Origin of the sequence: Pseudomonas sp. TH08 (assembly GCF_016651275.1) — a bacterium.
Taxonomy (GTDB): Bacteria; Pseudomonadota; Gammaproteobacteria; order Pseudomonadales; family Pseudomonadaceae; genus Aquipseudomonas.
Map to the genome: position 1 here is coordinate 636,041 of NZ_JAEKEE010000003.1, position 15,439 is coordinate 651,479.

Annotated in this window: 17 protein-coding genes and 4 tRNA genes; 6 read left to right on the forward strand and 15 right to left on the reverse strand. The window is 57.0% G+C overall.

Annotated features, from left to right (window positions below):
- Positions 1-122: 122 nt before the first annotated feature.
- The 7 genes from clpX to JFT91_RS16215 all read right to left on the reverse strand — a co-directional run bounded on the left by clpX (position 123) and on the right by JFT91_RS16215 (position 4,436).
- Positions 123-1,406, reverse strand: coding sequence for an ATP-dependent Clp protease ATP-binding subunit ClpX (gene clpX / locus JFT91_RS16185; protein WP_003223632.1), 1,284 nt, complete (start codon positions 1,404-1,406; stop codon positions 123-125).
- Positions 1,407-1,518: 112 nt separating this feature from the next.
- Complete coding sequence (gene clpP, locus JFT91_RS16190) at positions 1,519-2,154, reverse strand: ATP-dependent Clp endopeptidase proteolytic subunit ClpP (protein WP_007951559.1); 636 nt, start codon at positions 2,152-2,154, stop codon at positions 1,519-1,521.
- A 92-nt stretch (positions 2,155-2,246) separates the two neighbouring features.
- Positions 2,247-3,557 (reverse strand): trigger factor, encoded by a 1,311-nt coding sequence (gene tig, locus JFT91_RS16195; protein WP_201147097.1) that lies wholly within the window; start codon positions 3,555-3,557, stop codon positions 2,247-2,249.
- Positions 3,558-3,958: 401 nt separating this feature from the next.
- Positions 3,959-4,034, reverse strand: a tRNA-His gene (locus tag JFT91_RS16200).
- Between the two features lie 76 nt (positions 4,035-4,110).
- Positions 4,111-4,195: transfer RNA gene (locus JFT91_RS16205), tRNA-Leu, on the reverse strand.
- A gap of 56 nt (positions 4,196-4,251) precedes the next feature.
- Positions 4,252-4,327: transfer RNA gene (locus JFT91_RS16210), tRNA-His, on the reverse strand.
- Between the two features lie 32 nt (positions 4,328-4,359).
- Positions 4,360-4,436: transfer RNA gene (locus JFT91_RS16215), tRNA-Arg, on the reverse strand.
- A gap of 275 nt (positions 4,437-4,711) precedes the next feature.
- On the opposite strand from JFT91_RS16215, the gene folD reads away from it, so the two are divergent.
- Positions 4,712-5,566 carry a bifunctional methylenetetrahydrofolate dehydrogenase/methenyltetrahydrofolate cyclohydrolase FolD gene (gene folD, locus JFT91_RS16220; RefSeq protein WP_201233047.1) on the forward strand — a complete coding sequence of 285 codons (855 nt, stop codon included), beginning with the start codon at positions 4,712-4,714 and terminating at the stop codon, positions 5,564-5,566.
- Positions 5,567-5,796: 230 nt separating this feature from the next.
- Positions 5,797-6,735: a D-alanyl-D-alanine endopeptidase gene (pbpG, locus tag JFT91_RS16225; RefSeq protein ID WP_201226447.1), complete on the forward strand. Its 939-nt coding sequence runs from the start codon at positions 5,797-5,799 to the stop codon at positions 6,733-6,735.
- Positions 6,736-6,787: 52 nt separating this feature from the next.
- Here pbpG and JFT91_RS16230 read toward each other — a convergent pair whose 3' ends face one another.
- The 3 genes from JFT91_RS16230 to JFT91_RS16240 all read right to left on the reverse strand — a co-directional run bounded on the left by JFT91_RS16230 (position 6,788) and on the right by JFT91_RS16240 (position 7,974).
- The gene (locus tag JFT91_RS16230) at positions 6,788-6,994 is read right to left on the reverse strand and encodes a hypothetical protein (RefSeq protein WP_201204724.1); all 207 of its coding nucleotides are present in this window, start codon (positions 6,992-6,994) and stop codon (positions 6,788-6,790) included.
- A 12-nt stretch (positions 6,995-7,006) separates the two neighbouring features.
- Positions 7,007-7,213 (reverse strand): DUF6021 family protein, encoded by a 207-nt coding sequence (locus JFT91_RS16235; RefSeq protein ID WP_201204726.1) that lies wholly within the window; start codon positions 7,211-7,213, stop codon positions 7,007-7,009.
- An 89-nt stretch (positions 7,214-7,302) separates the two neighbouring features.
- Positions 7,303-7,974 carry a C39 family peptidase gene (locus JFT91_RS16240; RefSeq protein ID WP_201233048.1) on the reverse strand — a complete coding sequence of 224 codons (672 nt, stop codon included), beginning with the start codon at positions 7,972-7,974 and terminating at the stop codon, positions 7,303-7,305.
- Between the two features lie 246 nt (positions 7,975-8,220).
- On the opposite strand from JFT91_RS16240, the gene JFT91_RS16245 reads away from it, so the two are divergent.
- A complete protein-coding gene (locus JFT91_RS16245; protein WP_201233242.1) occupies positions 8,221-8,376 on the forward strand; it encodes a hypothetical protein in 156 nt (51 codons plus the stop codon).
- A 101-nt stretch (positions 8,377-8,477) separates the two neighbouring features.
- Here the strand turns inward: JFT91_RS16245 and JFT91_RS16250 are convergent, their stop codons facing one another.
- Positions 8,478-9,227, reverse strand: coding sequence for a TerC family protein (locus tag JFT91_RS16250; RefSeq protein WP_201226449.1), 750 nt, complete (start codon positions 9,225-9,227; stop codon positions 8,478-8,480).
- Between the two features lie 29 nt (positions 9,228-9,256).
- A complete protein-coding gene (locus tag JFT91_RS16255) occupies positions 9,257-9,502 on the reverse strand; it encodes a hypothetical protein (protein WP_201147102.1) in 246 nt (81 codons plus the stop codon).
- 152 nt (positions 9,503-9,654) lie between these two features.
- Between JFT91_RS16255 and nhaR the strand changes: the two genes are divergently transcribed.
- Positions 9,655-10,554, forward strand: coding sequence for a transcriptional activator NhaR (gene nhaR, locus JFT91_RS16260; RefSeq protein WP_201233049.1), 900 nt, complete (start codon positions 9,655-9,657; stop codon positions 10,552-10,554).
- On the opposite strand, the gene JFT91_RS16265 is transcribed toward nhaR, so the two are convergent.
- Complete coding sequence (locus JFT91_RS16265) at positions 10,549-11,712, reverse strand: MFS transporter (RefSeq protein ID WP_201226451.1); 1,164 nt, start codon at positions 11,710-11,712, stop codon at positions 10,549-10,551. The two genes, nhaR and JFT91_RS16265, sit on opposite strands and share 6 nt — an antisense overlap.
- A gap of 336 nt (positions 11,713-12,048) precedes the next feature.
- On the opposite strand from JFT91_RS16265, the gene sstT reads away from it, so the two are divergent.
- The gene (sstT, locus tag JFT91_RS16270; RefSeq protein WP_201226452.1) at positions 12,049-13,281 is read left to right on the forward strand and encodes a serine/threonine transporter SstT; all 1,233 of its coding nucleotides are present in this window, start codon (positions 12,049-12,051) and stop codon (positions 13,279-13,281) included.
- Positions 13,282-13,353: 72 nt separating this feature from the next.
- Here sstT and JFT91_RS16275 read toward each other — a convergent pair whose 3' ends face one another.
- A complete protein-coding gene (locus tag JFT91_RS16275) occupies positions 13,354-13,863 on the reverse strand; it encodes a DUF1993 domain-containing protein (RefSeq protein ID WP_201147105.1) in 510 nt (169 codons plus the stop codon).
- A gap of 125 nt (positions 13,864-13,988) precedes the next feature.
- Here JFT91_RS16275 and JFT91_RS16280 point away from each other — a divergent pair, with 125 nt between their 5' ends.
- Positions 13,989-14,633, forward strand: coding sequence for a YceH family protein (locus JFT91_RS16280; RefSeq protein ID WP_201226454.1), 645 nt, complete (start codon positions 13,989-13,991; stop codon positions 14,631-14,633).
- A 114-nt stretch (positions 14,634-14,747) separates the two neighbouring features.
- Here the strand turns inward: JFT91_RS16280 and JFT91_RS16285 are convergent, their stop codons facing one another.
- Positions 14,748-15,266 (reverse strand): cupin domain-containing protein, encoded by a 519-nt coding sequence (locus tag JFT91_RS16285; RefSeq protein ID WP_201204743.1) that lies wholly within the window; start codon positions 15,264-15,266, stop codon positions 14,748-14,750.
- Positions 15,267-15,439: the final 173 nt, after the last annotated feature.

Sequence of the window (15,439 nt, forward strand, 5' to 3'; positions counted from 1 at the left end):
AATTGAGCTTGAAACCAAGATGGGGGCTGCTCTGGAAAAAAACAAGCGCAAAGCGGATGTAAAAAACGACATAAAAAAAAAGAGGCCCGAAGGCCCCTTCTTTGTTGCGACAGAGTGAACGCTTACGCGTCCGGCGCTGCCTTGGCTGTCGGCTCACTGTTCTCATAGATATACAGTGGCTTGGACTTGCCTTCGATCACGCTTTCGTCGATCACGACCTTGCTCACCTCGGACTGCGAGGGGATTTCATACATCGTGTCGAGCAGTACACCTTCGAGAATCGAGCGCAGGCCACGGGCACCGGTTTTACGTTCCAGGGCACGCTTGGCGACCGATTTCAGTGCGTCGGTGCGGAATTCCAGATCGACGCCTTCCATCTCGAACAGCTTGGCATACTGTTTGGTCAGAGCATTTTTCGGCTCGGTGAGGATCTGCATCAGCGCAGCCTCGTCGAGCTCGTCCAGCGTCGCAAGAACTGGCAGACGACCCACGAACTCCGGGATCAGACCGAACTTGACCAGATCGTCAGGCTCGACTTCACGCAGGGATTCACCGACCTTCTTGCCTTCTTCCTTACTGCGAACTTCTGCGTTGAAACCTATACCGCCCTTGGTGGAACGGTTTTGAATAACCTTTTCCAGACCAGAGAACGCACCACCACAGATGAACAGGATGTTACGGGTGTCGACCTGCAGGAATTCCTGCTGCGGATGCTTGCGGCCACCTTGCGGCGGTACCGAAGCGACCGTGCCTTCGATCAACTTCAACAAGGCCTGTTGCACGCCTTCACCGGAAACATCGCGGGTGATCGACGGGTTATCGGACTTGCGGGAAATCTTGTCGATTTCGTCGATGTAGACAATGCCCATCTGGGCTTTTTCGACGTCGTAATCGCACTTCTGCAGCAGCTTCTGAATGATGTTCTCGACATCTTCACCTACGTAACCGGCCTCGGTGAGGGTGGTTGCGTCGGCGATGGTGAACGGAACGTTCAGCAAGCGGGCCAGGGTTTCGGCCAGCAGGGTTTTACCGGAGCCTGTCGGGCCGATCAGCAGGATGTTGCTCTTGCCGAGTTCGACGTCGTCAGCCTTTTTGTCACGCTGGTTCAGGCGCTTGTAGTGGTTGTACACCGCTACGGCCAGAACCTTTTTCGCACGCTCCTGACCAATGACGTACTGGTCAAGGATGCCGCTGATTTCTTTAGGCGAAGGCAATTTATGCGCGCTGCTCTCGGCCTGGGCTTCCTGCACCTCCTCGCGGATGATGTCATTGCACAGGTCGACGCACTCGTCGCAGATAAAGACCGAGGGGCCGGCAATCAATTTGCGCACTTCATGCTGGCTTTTGCCACAGAAGGAGCAATAGAGCAGCTTGCCGTTGTCCTCGCCGTTGCGGGTGTCAGTCATTCGTTCGATCCAAATCCGATAGGCTTGCAACACAAGATGAAGGCTATTGCGGGCTTTTTCAAGCCCGCTGGCGAACAGACTCGCCGACCAAGCCTATTTTGAGCTGCTTATTTTAAGCGGGGCGCTGGTTGATCACTTCATCGATCAAGCCGTATTCCTTCGCAGCTTCGGCGCTCATGAAGTTGTCGCGATTGGTGTCGCGCTCGATTTCTTCAAGAGTGCGGCCGCTGTGCTTGGCCATCAGCGTGTTCAGACGCTCGCGGATGAAGAGGATTTCCTTGGCATGGATTTCGATATCCGAAGCCTGGCCCTGGAAACCGCCCAGTGGCTGGTGAATCATCACACGCGAGTTAGGCAGGCAGAAACGTTTGCCTGGAGCGCCTGCGGTCAGCAGGAACGCGCCCATGCTGCAGGCTTGGCCGATGCAAGTGGTCGATACGTTGGGTTTGATGAACTGCATGGTGTCGTAGATCGACATGCCAGCCGTCACCGAACCGCCCGGGGAGTTGATATAGAGATGGATGTCCTTGTCCGGGTTTTCCGCTTCAAGGAACAGCAGTTGCGCACAGATCAGGTTGGCCATGTAGTCCTCTACCGGACCAACCAGAAAGATCACTCGCTCCTTGAGCAGGCGCGAGTAGATGTCATAGGCGCGTTCGCCACGAGCAGATTGCTCGACAACCATCGGGACCAGGCCGCCTGCGGCCTGGATATCAGAGTTCTGCTGAATATACGAATTACGGAACATGCTCTGCAGTCACTCCCAAATAGTTATGTCTTGAATACGCATAAGCCAGCTCGAAGGCTGGCTTATGTGTGTACTTCTTAACGCAAAAACAATCAGTCGGCTTTTGGAGCTTCTACCGGCTTGACAGCTTCTTCGTAAGAGACCGACTTGTCGGTCACGCTAGCTTTCTGCAGAACAGTATCCACAACTTGTTCTTCCAGCACAACCGAACGAACTTCGTTCAGTTGCTGCTCGTTCTTGTAGTACCACGACACAACCTGCTCAGGCTCCTGGTAAGCCGAAGCCATTTCCTGAATCATTTCGCGAACGCGAGCTTCGTCAGGCTTCAGGTCGAACTGCTTGACCACTTCAGCCACGATCAGACCCAGCACAACACGGCGTTTGGCTTGCTCTTCGAACAGCTCGGCCGGCAGTTGGTCAGGCTTGATGTTGCCGCCGAACTGCTGAACAGCCTGCACGCGCAGACGGTCAACTTCGTTGGACAGCAGAGCCTTAGGCACTTCGATCGGGTTGGTGGCCAGCAGACCGTCCATTACCTGATTCTTGACCTTGGATTTGATCGCCTGACGCAGTTCACGCTCCATGTTCTTGCGAACTTCGGTGCGAAAACCGTCGATGCCGCTTTCCTTGATGCCGAATTGAGCGAAGAACTCTTCGTTCAGCTCAGGCAGCTTAGGCTCGGAAACAGTGTTGACGGTCACGGTGAACTCGGCGGTTTTGCCAGCCAGGTCCAGGTTCTGATAGTCCTCTGGGAAGGTCAGGTTCAGAACGCGTTCTTCGCCAGCCTTGGCGCCGACCAGGCCTTCTTCAAAGCCAGGGATCATGCGGCCGGAACCCAGCACCAGCTGAGTACCCTTGGCGGAACCGCCAGCGAACACTTCGCCATCAACCTTGCCAACGAAATCGATGTTCAGTTGGTCTTCGTTCTGAGCGGCGCGATCGGTCACTTCAAAACGGGTGTTCTGCTTGCGCAGGATGTCGAGCATTTTGTCCAGATCAGCGTCAGCCACGTCAGCGCTCAGGCGCTCAACGGTGATGCCTTCGAAACCGGCAACGGTGAACTCAGGGAACACTTCGAATACAGCAACGTATTCCAGGTCTTTGCCAGCTTCGAGCGACTTAGGCTCGATCGAAGGCGAACCCGCCGGGTTCAGCTTCTGCTCAACCACAGCTTCGTAGAAGGAGGACTGGATCACGTCGCCTACAGCTTCCTGACGAGCGTCAGCACCGAAACGGCGCTTGATTTCGCTCATTGGCACTTTGCCTGGACGGAAGCCAGCAATCTTGGCCTTTTGGGCGGTCTGCTGCAGACGCTTGTTGACCTGGCTCTCAATGCGCTCAGCCGGCACGGTGACGCTCATGCGGCGCTCAAGAGCAGTAGTATTTTCAACAGAAACTTGCATGGATATTCCTCGTTGCACAGACGTTAGCCGGCCGTTTCCGACCCCAGAATCAAGGGCATGCATTCTAGTGGGTCAAACTCAAGAAGTCACCCTACTGAAAACGGGTAAAAAAACAGCAGGCAATTTATAGGGACCGATGCACGATTGCAGCGCGCCCCACAGGCGAATACAACCAATCACGCCAGGGCTCTGCGCCAACCTCTTCTATATATTGAAGGGACTGCCAATCACTCCCTGACGGCCGGACTTGCAAGCAAGCCCGGCGGGCAGCACGGCATCATCGAGCAACATAAATACGACGAAGCGCCCTGCCCCTGCGACCCAAAGAAGGCGACGCCGACTTTTGAAACCGCTAAAACAAAAAAGGCGCCAGACTGTTAAATCTGGCGCCTTTCGAAATATGGGGTGGACGATGGGGATCGAACCCACGACAACGGGAGTCACAATCCCGTGCTCTACCAACTGAGCTACGCCCACCATATTGCGTAACAAAAAAGCCAAACAACTTCTTTGTTGAACTTCACCAGCCCGAAGGCATGAATGAAGCTTTAATTGGTGCGGATGAAGAGACTCGAACTCTTACGCCTCGCGGCGCTGGAACCTAAATCCAGTGTGTCTACCAATTCCACCACATCCGCAGATGAAGCTTTAAAACAAAAGCGCCAGACCGTTAAATCTGGCGCTTTTCGAAATATGGGGTGGACGATGGGGATCGAACCCACGACAACGGGAGTCACAATCCCGTGCTCTACCAACTGAGCTACGCCCACCATATCGCGTTACTTGTGCCAAAGCTGCCTAATGGCGCACCCGGCAGGACTCGAACCTGCGACCATCCGCTTAGAAGGCGGATGCTCTATCCAGCTGAGCTACGGGCGCCTTATTAATCTGTACTCTTAAAGGACTACAAACTAAGTGCTTCCAGCCTTCGCAGAACGTTGATTCCGCATCACCTTCTTAACCAGTGCTAGGCTGTGCCCGACAAGTGCGACGAATAGTATAGAGGGCTCCCAAGGTCGTCAAATCTTTTTTGAAAAAAATTCATTTAATTAAAGGGGTTAGGGGAATTTGCTGACCAAGCGCCTTTGCCCTCACCGCCTGACATGCGAGAATGCGTTCTCATTTTTTCCCCTCTCGATGGTTAATCACGCGCAATGACTGCACAACTAATCGACGGCAAATCGATCGCCGCCAGCCTGCGCCAGCAGATCGCTAAACGAGTTGCCGAGCGTCGCCAGCAAGGCCTGCGCACTCCCGGCCTCGCGGTGATCCTGGTCGGCAGCGATCCTGCCTCTCAGGTTTATGTCTCGCACAAGCGTAAAGACTGTGAAGAGGTTGGCTTCCTCTCTCAAGCCTACGACCTGCCCTCTGAAACCACACAAGACGCGCTGACCGATCTGATCGATCGCCTCAACGATGACCCTGCGATCGACGGCATCCTCCTGCAACTGCCGCTGCCGGAACACCTGGACGCGTCCAAGCTGCTGGAGCGCATTCGCCCGGACAAAGACGTCGACGGCTTCCATCCTTATAACGTCGGTCGTCTGGCCCAGCGCATCCCGCTGCTACGTCCATGCACCCCGAAAGGCATCATGGCGTTGCTGGAAAGCACCGGCGTCGACCTTTATGGACTGGACGCAGTGGTCGTCGGCGCCTCCAACATCGTTGGTCGTCCGATGGCGATGGAACTGCTGCTGGCCGGTTGCACCGTGACCGTAACCCACCGCTTCACCAAGGATCTCGCCGGCCATGTTGGCCGTGCCGACCTGGTGGTCGTGGCTGCCGGCAAGCCGGGCCTGGTCAAGGGCGAATGGATCAAGGAAGGCGCAATCGTCATCGACGTCGGCATCAACCGTCAGGACGACGGCAAACTGGTCGGTGACGTTGTCTACGAAACCGCCCTGCCCCGCGCTGGCTGGATTACGCCAGTGCCCGGCGGTGTTGGTCCGATGACCCGCGCCTGCCTGCTGGAAAACACTCTCTACGCGGCAGAAACCCTGCACGTCTGAAGCGTATTTTCGGCAATACAAAAACCCCGCCCTGTGCGGGGTTTTTCATATCTGAGAAAAAACTATAACCGTTCGCCGGAAACCCCTCTTTTTACAGGCCTTTTCACGAGATTTTCAGGTCAATCAAACAACCATCGACAGTTCTTCAGCCATACTCCTAAAATGCGCCGCTTTTAAGAAATAACCCGTTACAAACTAACGGAATATCCAACCTTTATGAGTTCGCCCGCGTGAAAATTCGTCTTTCGATTCTGAGCCTGTTTTTTGCATTTGCAGGCACATGCATCACGCCAACGATCAACGCTGCGGAAACCACCGCTGCCCCCCGTGACGCTTCAACGTTGAAGATCGCCTCCGGCAGCGCCCTGCTCATGGATATGCAGACCAACAAAGTCATCTACTCCAGCAACCCTGACGTGATCGTACCGATCGCTTCCGTCAGCAAGCTGATGACAGGCTTGGTAGTGGTTGAAGCCCGACAGAACATGGACGAATGGATCGATGTCGATATCAGCCACACCCCGGAAATGAAGGGTGTGTTCTCTCGAGTCAAACTGAAAAGTGAACTGCCGCGCCGCGAGATGCTGCTGATTGCTCTGATGTCCTCGGAAAACCGTGCCGCCGCCAGCCTCGCGCATCACTATCCGGGCGGTTATGCCGCCTTCATCGCGGCAATGAACGCCAAGGCCAAGGCGCTCGGCATGACCAACACGCACTACGTCGAACCCACCGGTCTGTCGGAGCGCAACGTTTCCACCGCCCGCGACCTGAGCAAACTGCTGGTGGCCGCGAACAAATATCCAATCCTCAGCGAACTCACCACCACCAAGGAAAAGACCGTGTCTTTCCGTAAACCCAATTACACCCTGGGTTTTCGCAATACCGATCACTTGGTCAATAAAGCCGACTGGGACATCAAGATCACCAAAACCGGCTTCACCAATCCCGCCGGACATTGCCTGGTACTGGTGACCCGAATGGGCAACCGCCCTGTAGCGCTGGTAATACTTGATGCGTTCGGCAAATACACCCATTTTGCCGACGCCAGCCGTATCCGCAGCTGGATGGAAACCGGCAAGAGCGCCAGCGTTCCAGCGGTAGCTCAGCAATACAAAGCGGAGAAAAACCTCAAGTCGCGCCAGAGCGGCGTGGTTGAAGCCTCGAAGTAAGCCGTCACACAAGGAAAAGCCCCGAATTTTCGGGGCTTTTTTCATCCGTGAATCAGTCGTTTGGCAATGGCATCTGATCATCATCAGGAATGCCATCCCCCTTGCTCGGATCGCGCACAGAATCCGGCGTCAGTACATTCGGCCGCGCCAGCGGATCACGCAGCGGACTGTCAGGATCCAGCACCGGATCAACCTCTGTCTCGGGCGTTGTCGGCACACTGTCGGGTTTTTGATCATCAAAGCTTGAATCGGTACTCATACGCACCTCACATCAAGGTTTCAGATTGGCTAACGGGTCATAGGGCTTGGCCGGCTTCTTGTCGTCCTCACCCGGCTTCACGTCTTTGGGTGCTTTGGCCGGGCCGACGGGATCGACCTGCGGATCATCGAGATCCGGCGAATCCGGATCGAAACCTAAATCGTCGCCCGTAGAGTGTTCGGACGAATGAGGGCCTTTTGGGGATGGGGAATCTGCCATGCTCGCCTCCTGATGCACCCGCGAAATCGGGTTATAGAGGTAAGAGGCCTGCCAGGCACAGACGTGCCCGGCAGATGACGAACGGAAACTCAGTGCGCAGCCAACGCCTTCCTGGCCTGAGCAGCTTCGTTTTCCTGACCGGCCTGCGCCAGCTCATCGGCGGCTTTGAGCCAACGCTGACGGTCGACGGCCGCGGGAATCTGCGACGGTTTCTGTATCAGAATGGCCCAGCCGCCAGACTTTTCGAAGGCCGATTCAAACGAGCTGAAGCTCATCAACTCACGACGATTCATGCCAGCGCGCAACAGCACCTTCTGCTTGTTACGGTCGTAACCGGAGAGAATGGCATAGCGCGGTTCTGCCCAGAACGCCGACCCTTCACTAAACCGCACCATCACCGGATAACCGGCGGCGACCTGCGTCAACAATGCCGGCAGGTTGCTGTCCAGCGGGTAGACGACCATGCCGTACTCGCGAGCGAGGTTCTGAAGGTTCTGCTGCAATTTGTCTTCAGCACCCGGCAAGTGCAGGGGTTTTTCCAGCAACCCGGGGGTTATCACGATGCCTTGCTGCGACAGCAGACTGGCCAATACTTGCGGCCCGCTCTGATTGGCCTGGCCGCGATAAAACGTGCCGCTGAGTTCGACTCGCTCAGGCAGACGCTTGACCTCAGGCGCAACGCTGCCCGCACAACCCGCCAATGCCGCCGCGCAACCGGCGATCAGCAACGCCGCACGAATTCGAGAAAATACCTGCACCATCGTCACTCTCTGTTCAGACGCCGGTCATCGTGTTCCGGCAACGCCTGCGATCATAGGGCCGCGCATCGTTGCGGTATAGCCTTAAACCGCAGACCCATTGATTGCATAGAGCGAACTGATTGGTCATCCGCGACCTTCGGTCAATAGTCTGAAACACCTCGTTGACTAGACTGTCACTGAAACAGAGCGAATTGAAAAAGTGAGCGCCCGATGCAGGGCAAAGAGGAGGCACTGATGAGCCTGACCATGACTATCATAATGCTGATTGCCGGATGGCTGGCCGTGGCCACCGCCATGCTGTGGGGCGTGCTGCGGGTTGCGCGGCGTCATCACCATCCCGCTCAGCCTGCGCCTGCTGAAAAGACTTCAAAGCACCGCGTACGTCACGCCACTGCGCATTGATTTTTGGTAACTGCATCTGAAGTAGCAGCTCCTACAATAAGCACACAAAAAAAGGCCGCCTGGCCTCAGGGAGTTCAGGCGGCCTTCAGTTTTATTGCCGGTTATGCCTGCGCAGCAAGTTTCTTCTGCCTGGCACGACGTGACAGCATGTTCAGCACCTCGATACCGGCCGAGAACGCCATGGCCGCATATACATAGCCTTTCGGCACGTGGGCACCAAAGCCCTCGGCGATCAGCGTCATGCCGATCATGATCAGGAAGCCCAGTGCCAACATCACTACCGTCGGGTTGTCGTTGATGAACTTGGCCAGCGGCTCAGCGGCAAACAGCATCACCAGTACCGACACCACGACTGCAATCACCATGATCGGCAAGTGTTCGGTCATGCCGACAGCGGTGATGATGCTGTCGATCGAGAACACCATGTCGAGCAACAGGATCTGACCGATAGCGGCAGCGAAGCCCAGGGCCACGGTCGACGTCGCGGTCTTCGGATCATCCGGCGACGGATCCATGCTGTGGTGGATCTCGGTCGTGGCTTTCCAGACCAGGAACAGACCACCGGCGATCAGAATCATGTCCTTCCACGAGAAAGCCTGCCCCAGGATCTCGATCACCGGCGCGGTCAACTGCACGATAAAAGCAATGGTGCTCAACAGGGCCAGACGCAGAATCAGCGCCATGCCGATACCGATGCGACGGGCCTTCTGCCGATGCTGCTCAGGCAGTTTGTTGGTCAGGATCGAGATAAAGATCAGGTTGTCGATGCCGAGCACGATCTCCATCACCACCAATGTGGCCAATGCAACCCAGGCAGCAGGGCTGGCGGCGAGTTCTAACAGATATTCCATGGGTCAGTCCTGACTCTGTGTAAGACGATTTAGATGGTTTTGGAGGAAGATTCGGATTGTTCCGCGTCTTTTTCCGGCGTTTGTTTTTTCTCGATCAACCCGCCGGTGGCGTCGCTGAGCGCCTGCTCGGCAGCTTTGTGGGTATCGTCGATGGCTTGCTTGGCGCTTTCCGCCGCCTTGCCCATCAACTGCTGGGCGCTTTTTTCAGCCTGATCGCACCCTGTCAGAACCAGTAAAGACGTAATCAGCAACAGTGCCGTGGTTTTAAGTTTCATGATGCTTCCTTGATAGAACAGACAGGGTCACCAGACCGGCCGTCGATGGCTGGGCATTCTAGGCAAGCAAACACTTCAGTAAAATTCGTATTTTTAGCGGCTATACTTCGATTTTTACGAATCCAGAAATTCAATGATGGGGGAGCTGCTGGATGCTTAATTATCGACAACTGCATTATTACTGGGTGGTGGCGAAGACAGGCAGCATCGTGCGTGCATGCGAGCAACTGAATCTGACCCCACAGACCATCAGTGGGCAGATTTCCTTACTGGAACAGACGTATGGCATCGAGCTGTTTAAACGGGTGGGAAGGCAACTGGAACTCACCGAAGCCGGGCGTCAGGCCCTGCCCTACGCCGAGCAGATGTTCCAGCTCGGCGGTGAACTGGAGCTGATGCTGCGCGCCCAGCCCAACGAACAGCAGATCCTGTTTCGCGTCGGTGTTGCCGATGTGGTGCCCAAGTCCATCGTCTATCGCCTGATCGCGCCGACCATGGAACTGAACGAGCCGCTACGCATTACCTGCCGCGAGGACAAACTTGAACGGTTACTGGCGGATCTGGCGATCCAGCGCCTGGACCTGGTGATTTCCGACAGCCCGATGCCCTCGCACCTCGACATCAAAGGTTATAGCCAGAAGCTCGGTGAGTGCGGGATCAGTTTTTTCGCCACCGCCGAACTGGCCGAGCGCTACGGGCAGGATTTCCCGCGCAGTCTGCACGGCGCACCGTTGTTGATTCCCGGGGCGGAAACCGTGGTGCGCAGCCGTTTGCAGCGTTGGTTTGCCGAGCAGCAGATCCAGCCGCAAATCGTCGGCGAATTTGATGACAGTGCCTTGATGCAGGCCTTCGGGCAGTCTGGAAGCGGGATTTTTATCGGCCCCAGCGTGATTGCCGAGGAAGTGAAGCGCCAGTGCGGAGTCGAGCTGATTGGCCAGACCGACGCGGTGACTGAATCGTTCTATGCCATTTCGGTGGAACGCAAGGTCAAGCACCCCGGCATCGTTGCGATTACCGAAGGCGCTCGACGCGAACTGTTTACCGCGTTATGAGGCCTCTGCGCACACTTCGCGCGGCTTGAGTGTCATCAACACCATGGCGAGGAATACCGAGAGCAAAATGAATCCGGCGGCAGCAAAGCCGAGGAAGCCCAGACCCGCACTGTCGATGACCCGGCCACCGACCATTGCGCCCAGGCCGATGCCAAGATTAGCCCCGGCAATGTTCAGCGACGCGGCAAAGGCTGGCGCTTCTGGTGCGGCTTTCATCAGGCGCACATGGCTGACCAGGAACAACGCGGCTTGAGTCACGCCCCAGATCCCCATGGCCACCGCCAGCCCCAGCGTCGAATGGATATTCGGCACCAGTGAGACCATGCCGGCAATCATGAACGCACAAAACAACACCGATGCTCCCAGCGGATGACGATCCACCGCACGGCCGCCCAGCGAGTTGCCGATCAGCCCGACCGCGCCGAAGCCCATCAGGCACCAGCCGACCACGGTGCCGTTGAAACCGGCCAGGCGCTCAAGAATATCGGCCAGGTAGGTGTAAGCCGTGAACATACCGCTGAACACCAGAATCGACAGCACGATATGGCCAATCATCAACGGGCTACGGAGGATCTTGAACTGCGAACGGAAGCTGACCTGATGTTGATGCAGGTTGGTCTTCGGCAAATAAACAAACAGCAGCAAGGCCTTGGCGAACGCGATCACCGCCAGAATGCCGAAAGCACTGCGCCAGCCGAACGCATCGGAAATCAGCGTGCCGACCGGAATGCCGAACACCGTCGCGCAGACAATGCCGAAGCCGATCTTGGCGATCGCGCGACCGGCGAAATCCGGGCCGACAATGTCCACAGCCGTCTCGCTGGCCAAGGCCCAGAACACGGGCAACCCTAGCGCCGGGATCAACCGGGCAAACGCCATCACCCAGATATTCGGCGCCAGCGCCGCCACGGTATTGGCCAGACCGAACATGATCAGGATGCTGATGAACAGCTTGCGTCGCTCGAAACGGGCGAAATACGCGGTCAAGAATGGACCGAACATCGCCACCGTAAAAGCGAATAGAGTCACCAGCAGCCCGGCTTGCGGGATGGTCACTTCGAGGTCTCGGGCAATCGCCGGCAGCAGGCCGACGATGACGAACTCCGTAGTCAGCACCGTAAAGCCGGCGGCGGACAACAGAAGGATGGGCAACAGCATGGGAAACTCCAACAAAACGACGACACCAGCGATGACCCGGAGGCCCGCTGGCAGAACTTGAAAATGAGGATGGAGAATCTTAACAGAGTGTGTCCGGACTGACTTGCACAAACCTGCCGACTTTGTTGCCTGATCCGGTGGCAGATCGTCACAGGCCTGAAGGATAAGGCCTACGCTGTGATAAAGTCCGCGCCCTGAAAAACGTACACCCTGGTCAGCAGCCAGCTTGATGGCGCTGATGTCGCGTCAGCCCTTTTGGTGAGTGACGATGGTCTGCCCGTGTTTTGCCATCGTTTCACGCAACCTTGCACCCTATAAAAAAACAGAGATGCCGCTATGACTGCTTCATCCCCTTCTCTCTTGCAACGCTTGAGCAAACTGAGCCTGGTCACGCAAATCGTGATCGGTCTGGTCGCCGGTATCGCCTTGGCGATGTTCGCCCCGGAAGCGGCGAAATCCACGGCGTTCATCGGCAAAGTGTTCGTTTCGGCGTTGAAAGCCGTGGCACCGATTTTGGTGTTCGTGCTGGTGATGGCCTCGATTGCCAACCACAAACACGGCCAGGAAACCCACATCCGGCCGATTCTGTTCCTCTACCTGCTCGGCACGTTCGCCGCAGCGGCAGTGGCCGTGGTCGCGAGCATGGCGTTTCCGTCTCATCTGGTGCTGGCCACCGAAAACGTCGCGGTCACCGCACCCGGCGGCATTAGTGAAGTGCTGCAAAGCCTGTTGCTGAGCGTGGTCGATAACCCGGTCAGTGCACTGATGAACGCCAACTTCATCGGTATTCTGGCGTGGGCAATCGGCATGGGCATCGCGATTCGCCATGCCGGCGACACCACCCGCGAAGTACTGGGTGATCTGTCCAACGGCGTGACCGTGATCGTCCGTTTGGTGATTCGCTTCGCACCGCTGGGCATTTTCGGTCTGGTGGCCTCTACGCTGGCGACCTCCGGCTTCGGCGCGCTGATCGGTTATGCGCACCTGCTGGCCGTGTTGCTCGGCTGCATGCTGTTCGTGGCGCTGGTGATGAACCCGTTGATCGTGTTCTGGAAGCTGCGTCGCAACCCCTATCCGCTGACCCTGAAATGCCTGCGTGAAAGCGGCATTACCGCGTTTTTCACCCGCAGTTCGGCGGCGAACATTCCGGTCAATCTGGAATTGAGCAAGCGCCTGGGCCTGCATGAAGACACCTATTCGGTATCGATCCCGCTGGGCGCAACCATCAATATGGCTGGCGCGGCGATCACCATTACTGTGCTGACACTGGCGGCCGTGCACACTTTGGGCATTGCCGTGGATATCCCGACCGCAATCCTGCTCAGCGTTGTCGCAGCGATTTGCGCCTGTGGCGCTTCCGGTGTGGCCGGTGGCTCGCTGCTGCTGATCCCGTTGGCATGCAGCCTGTTCGGCATTCCGAGCGAGATTGCCATGCAGGTGGTGGCGGTCGGTTTCATCATTGGTGTGTTGCAGGATTCGGCAGAAACGGCGTTGAACTCCTCCACCGACGTGCTGTTTACCGCAGCGGCGTGCCTGGGCGAAGAAGCGAAAGCTCAGCGCACCGCATAACCGCTCCCACAATGGAAAATAAAAAGCCCGCCAAGGCGCAAACCTTGGCGGGCTTTTTTGTTGCCGGAAGTTTTAGAACGCGCCCATGTAATCGCGTTTGCCCACTTCAACACCGTTATGACGCAGCAGTGCGTAAGTGGTAGTGACGTGGAAGAAGAACTGCGGCAGACCGTAGGTCAACAGGTAAGCCTGACCGCTGAAGCGCTTCTCTTTCGGGGTGCCCGGACGAGTAACGATTTCGATGCCTTCCTTGCCATTGATCTGCTCTGGCTTGATCTCGCCGATGAAGGCCAAGACCTTGGCGATCAACGCTTGCAGGTCAGCGAAGGTGGTTTCTGTGTCGTCGTATTTCGGCAATTCGATTTCAGCCAGACGCGCGGAAACGCCTTTGGCGAAGTCGACAGCGATCTGCACCTGACGCACCAGCGGGAACATGTCCGGGTACAGGCGGGCTTGCAGGAAGGCGTTCGGGTCGATGTTTTTCTCGGTGGCGTGGGCTTCAGCCTTTTTCAGGACATCGCTCAGCGCGTTGAGCATTTGTTGAAAAACCGGGACAGATGCGGCGTACAGGGAAATGGTCATGGCAGTCTCGTGTAGTGGCTGGGTGGAACGTGGGGGCGATTATAGCCATGCTTGATGACCACACGGCTTGCCTTTTGTTTGGCAAGGATTAGGCTAAGCGCCTTCGACTGCAAAGGGAACGCGCGATGACCACCGAACAAGAATCCACCTTCGATGAGCCACGGCTCAACGCCACGGAAATCCGCATTCTCGGTTCGCTGATCGAGAAGCAGGCGACCAGCCCGGAAACCTATCCGCTGACGCTCAATGCGCTGGTGACGGCCTGTAACCAGAAAACCAGCCGCGAGCCGGTGATGAACCTGACTCAGGGTCAGGTCGGCCAGAGCCTGCGAGCGCTGGAAGGCCGCGGTTTCGCCAAGCTGGTCATGGGCAGTCGCGCCGATCGTTGGGAGCACAAGGTCGACAAAGCGCTGGAACTGGTACCGGCGCAGGTGATTCTGACGGGATTGCTGTTTTTGCGCGGCCCGCAAACCATCAATGAACTGCTGACCCGCAGTGGGCGCATGCACGACTTTGAAGATGCCGAGCAGGTGGTGCATCAGCTTGAGCGTTTGATTGCGCGGGGGTTGGCGGTGCTGATTCCGCGTCAGGCCGGGCAACGTGAAGACCGTTACACCCACGCGCTGGGCGATCCCGCGGACATCGAGGCGATCATGGCCGCGCGGCAAAATCCGGGCGAACGCACGAGCGGCGGCGTTTCAGTCGAGCGGATCGAAGAGCTTGAGGCGCGGATTGCAGCGCTGGAAGAGCGCTTGGCCCGCCTCGAATAATCCAACACCCCACTGTGGGAGCTAGCCTGCTAGCGATAGCGGTCTGTCAGCGACACATCCTCTTAATGTGCCAATGTCATCGCCAGCAGGCTAGCTCCCACAGGGACCCGCACGTTATTCGCCGTCCCAGTAATCGACACCATCCGCCTGCCGCGCGACGGCGACAAAGCCTGATACATGGCCCTCAGCATCAACTTTGAAGTTATCCATCACCGCGTACTTGTTCGAATCCGGGTATTCGCAAATGTCCGGTTGCTGCTGAGTGCTGACCGCCAGATAACGCAGCTCGCCCGCGCTGGTATTGATGATCTGATGCGCCATTTCCGGGCCGCCCGCCGGGCAGGCAATCACATCACCGGCGCGGATCGGAAAACGCTCCGCACCCAGACGCACTTCACCCTCGCCAGCCACCACGTAGAACATTTCTTCATTGACCCGATGACTGTGGAACGGGCTGCCACGCATGCCGGGCGGCAGCGCATATAAACGGTAACCCAGTTTTTGCGCACCGAGCTGCTGGCCGATCCGAGCCGAACGTTGCTGATAACGTGCGGCGGTTTCGCCTTCGGGAGACAGGGCTTCGGGCAGTGGCTGGAGTTCGACCTGATGCAGATTGAGGATGGGCGGATGCATGCTGAACCTCGGACACGGTTTTTGTGGAGGGCAAGTCTGTGCTTGCTGGTGAGGCAGTATAGGCAATCGAAATTGAAACCGAGGGGCGGCCTTCGCGAGCAGGCTCGCTCCCACAGGGGTATGCATTCCAATGTAGGAGCGAGCCTGCTCGCGAAGAGGCCCGCCAAATCAAC

Excerpts from the sequence above, each read along its gene's own strand:
- clpX (WP_003223632.1), bottom strand. The coding sequence starts at position 1,406 with ATGACTGACACCCGCAACGGCGAGGACAACGGCAAGCTGCTCTATTGC.
- clpP (WP_007951559.1), bottom strand. The coding sequence starts at position 2,154 with ATGTTCCGTAATTCGTATATTCAGCAGAACTCTGATATCCAGGCCGCA.
- tig (WP_201147097.1), bottom strand. The coding sequence starts at position 3,557 with ATGCAAGTTTCTGTTGAAAATACTACTGCTCTTGAGCGCCGCATGAGC.
- folD (WP_201233047.1), top strand. The coding sequence starts at position 4,712 with ATGACTGCACAACTAATCGACGGCAAATCGATCGCCGCCAGCCTGCGC.
- JFT91_RS16230 (WP_201204724.1), bottom strand. The coding sequence starts at position 6,994 with ATGAGTACCGATTCAAGCTTTGATGATCAAAAACCCGACAGTGTGCCG.
- JFT91_RS16235 (WP_201204726.1), bottom strand. The coding sequence starts at position 7,213 with ATGGCAGATTCCCCATCCCCAAAAGGCCCTCATTCGTCCGAACACTCT.
- JFT91_RS16240 (WP_201233048.1), bottom strand. The coding sequence starts at position 7,974 with ATGGTGCAGGTATTTTCTCGAATTCGTGCGGCGTTGCTGATCGCCGGT.
- JFT91_RS16245 (WP_201233242.1), top strand. The coding sequence starts at position 8,221 with ATGACTATCATAATGCTGATTGCCGGATGGCTGGCCGTGGCCACCGCC.
- JFT91_RS16250 (WP_201226449.1), bottom strand. The coding sequence starts at position 9,227 with ATGGAATATCTGTTAGAACTCGCCGCCAGCCCTGCTGCCTGGGTTGCA.
- JFT91_RS16255 (WP_201147102.1), bottom strand. The coding sequence starts at position 9,502 with ATGAAACTTAAAACCACGGCACTGTTGCTGATTACGTCTTTACTGGTT.
- nhaR (WP_201233049.1), top strand. The coding sequence starts at position 9,655 with ATGCTTAATTATCGACAACTGCATTATTACTGGGTGGTGGCGAAGACA.
- JFT91_RS16265 (WP_201226451.1), bottom strand. The coding sequence starts at position 11,712 with ATGCTGTTGCCCATCCTTCTGTTGTCCGCCGCCGGCTTTACGGTGCTG.
- sstT (WP_201226452.1), top strand. The coding sequence starts at position 12,049 with ATGACTGCTTCATCCCCTTCTCTCTTGCAACGCTTGAGCAAACTGAGC.
- JFT91_RS16275 (WP_201147105.1), bottom strand. The coding sequence starts at position 13,863 with ATGACCATTTCCCTGTACGCCGCATCTGTCCCGGTTTTTCAACAAATG.
- JFT91_RS16280 (WP_201226454.1), top strand. The coding sequence starts at position 13,989 with ATGACCACCGAACAAGAATCCACCTTCGATGAGCCACGGCTCAACGCC.
- JFT91_RS16285 (WP_201204743.1), bottom strand. The coding sequence starts at position 15,266 with ATGCATCCGCCCATCCTCAATCTGCATCAGGTCGAACTCCAGCCACTG.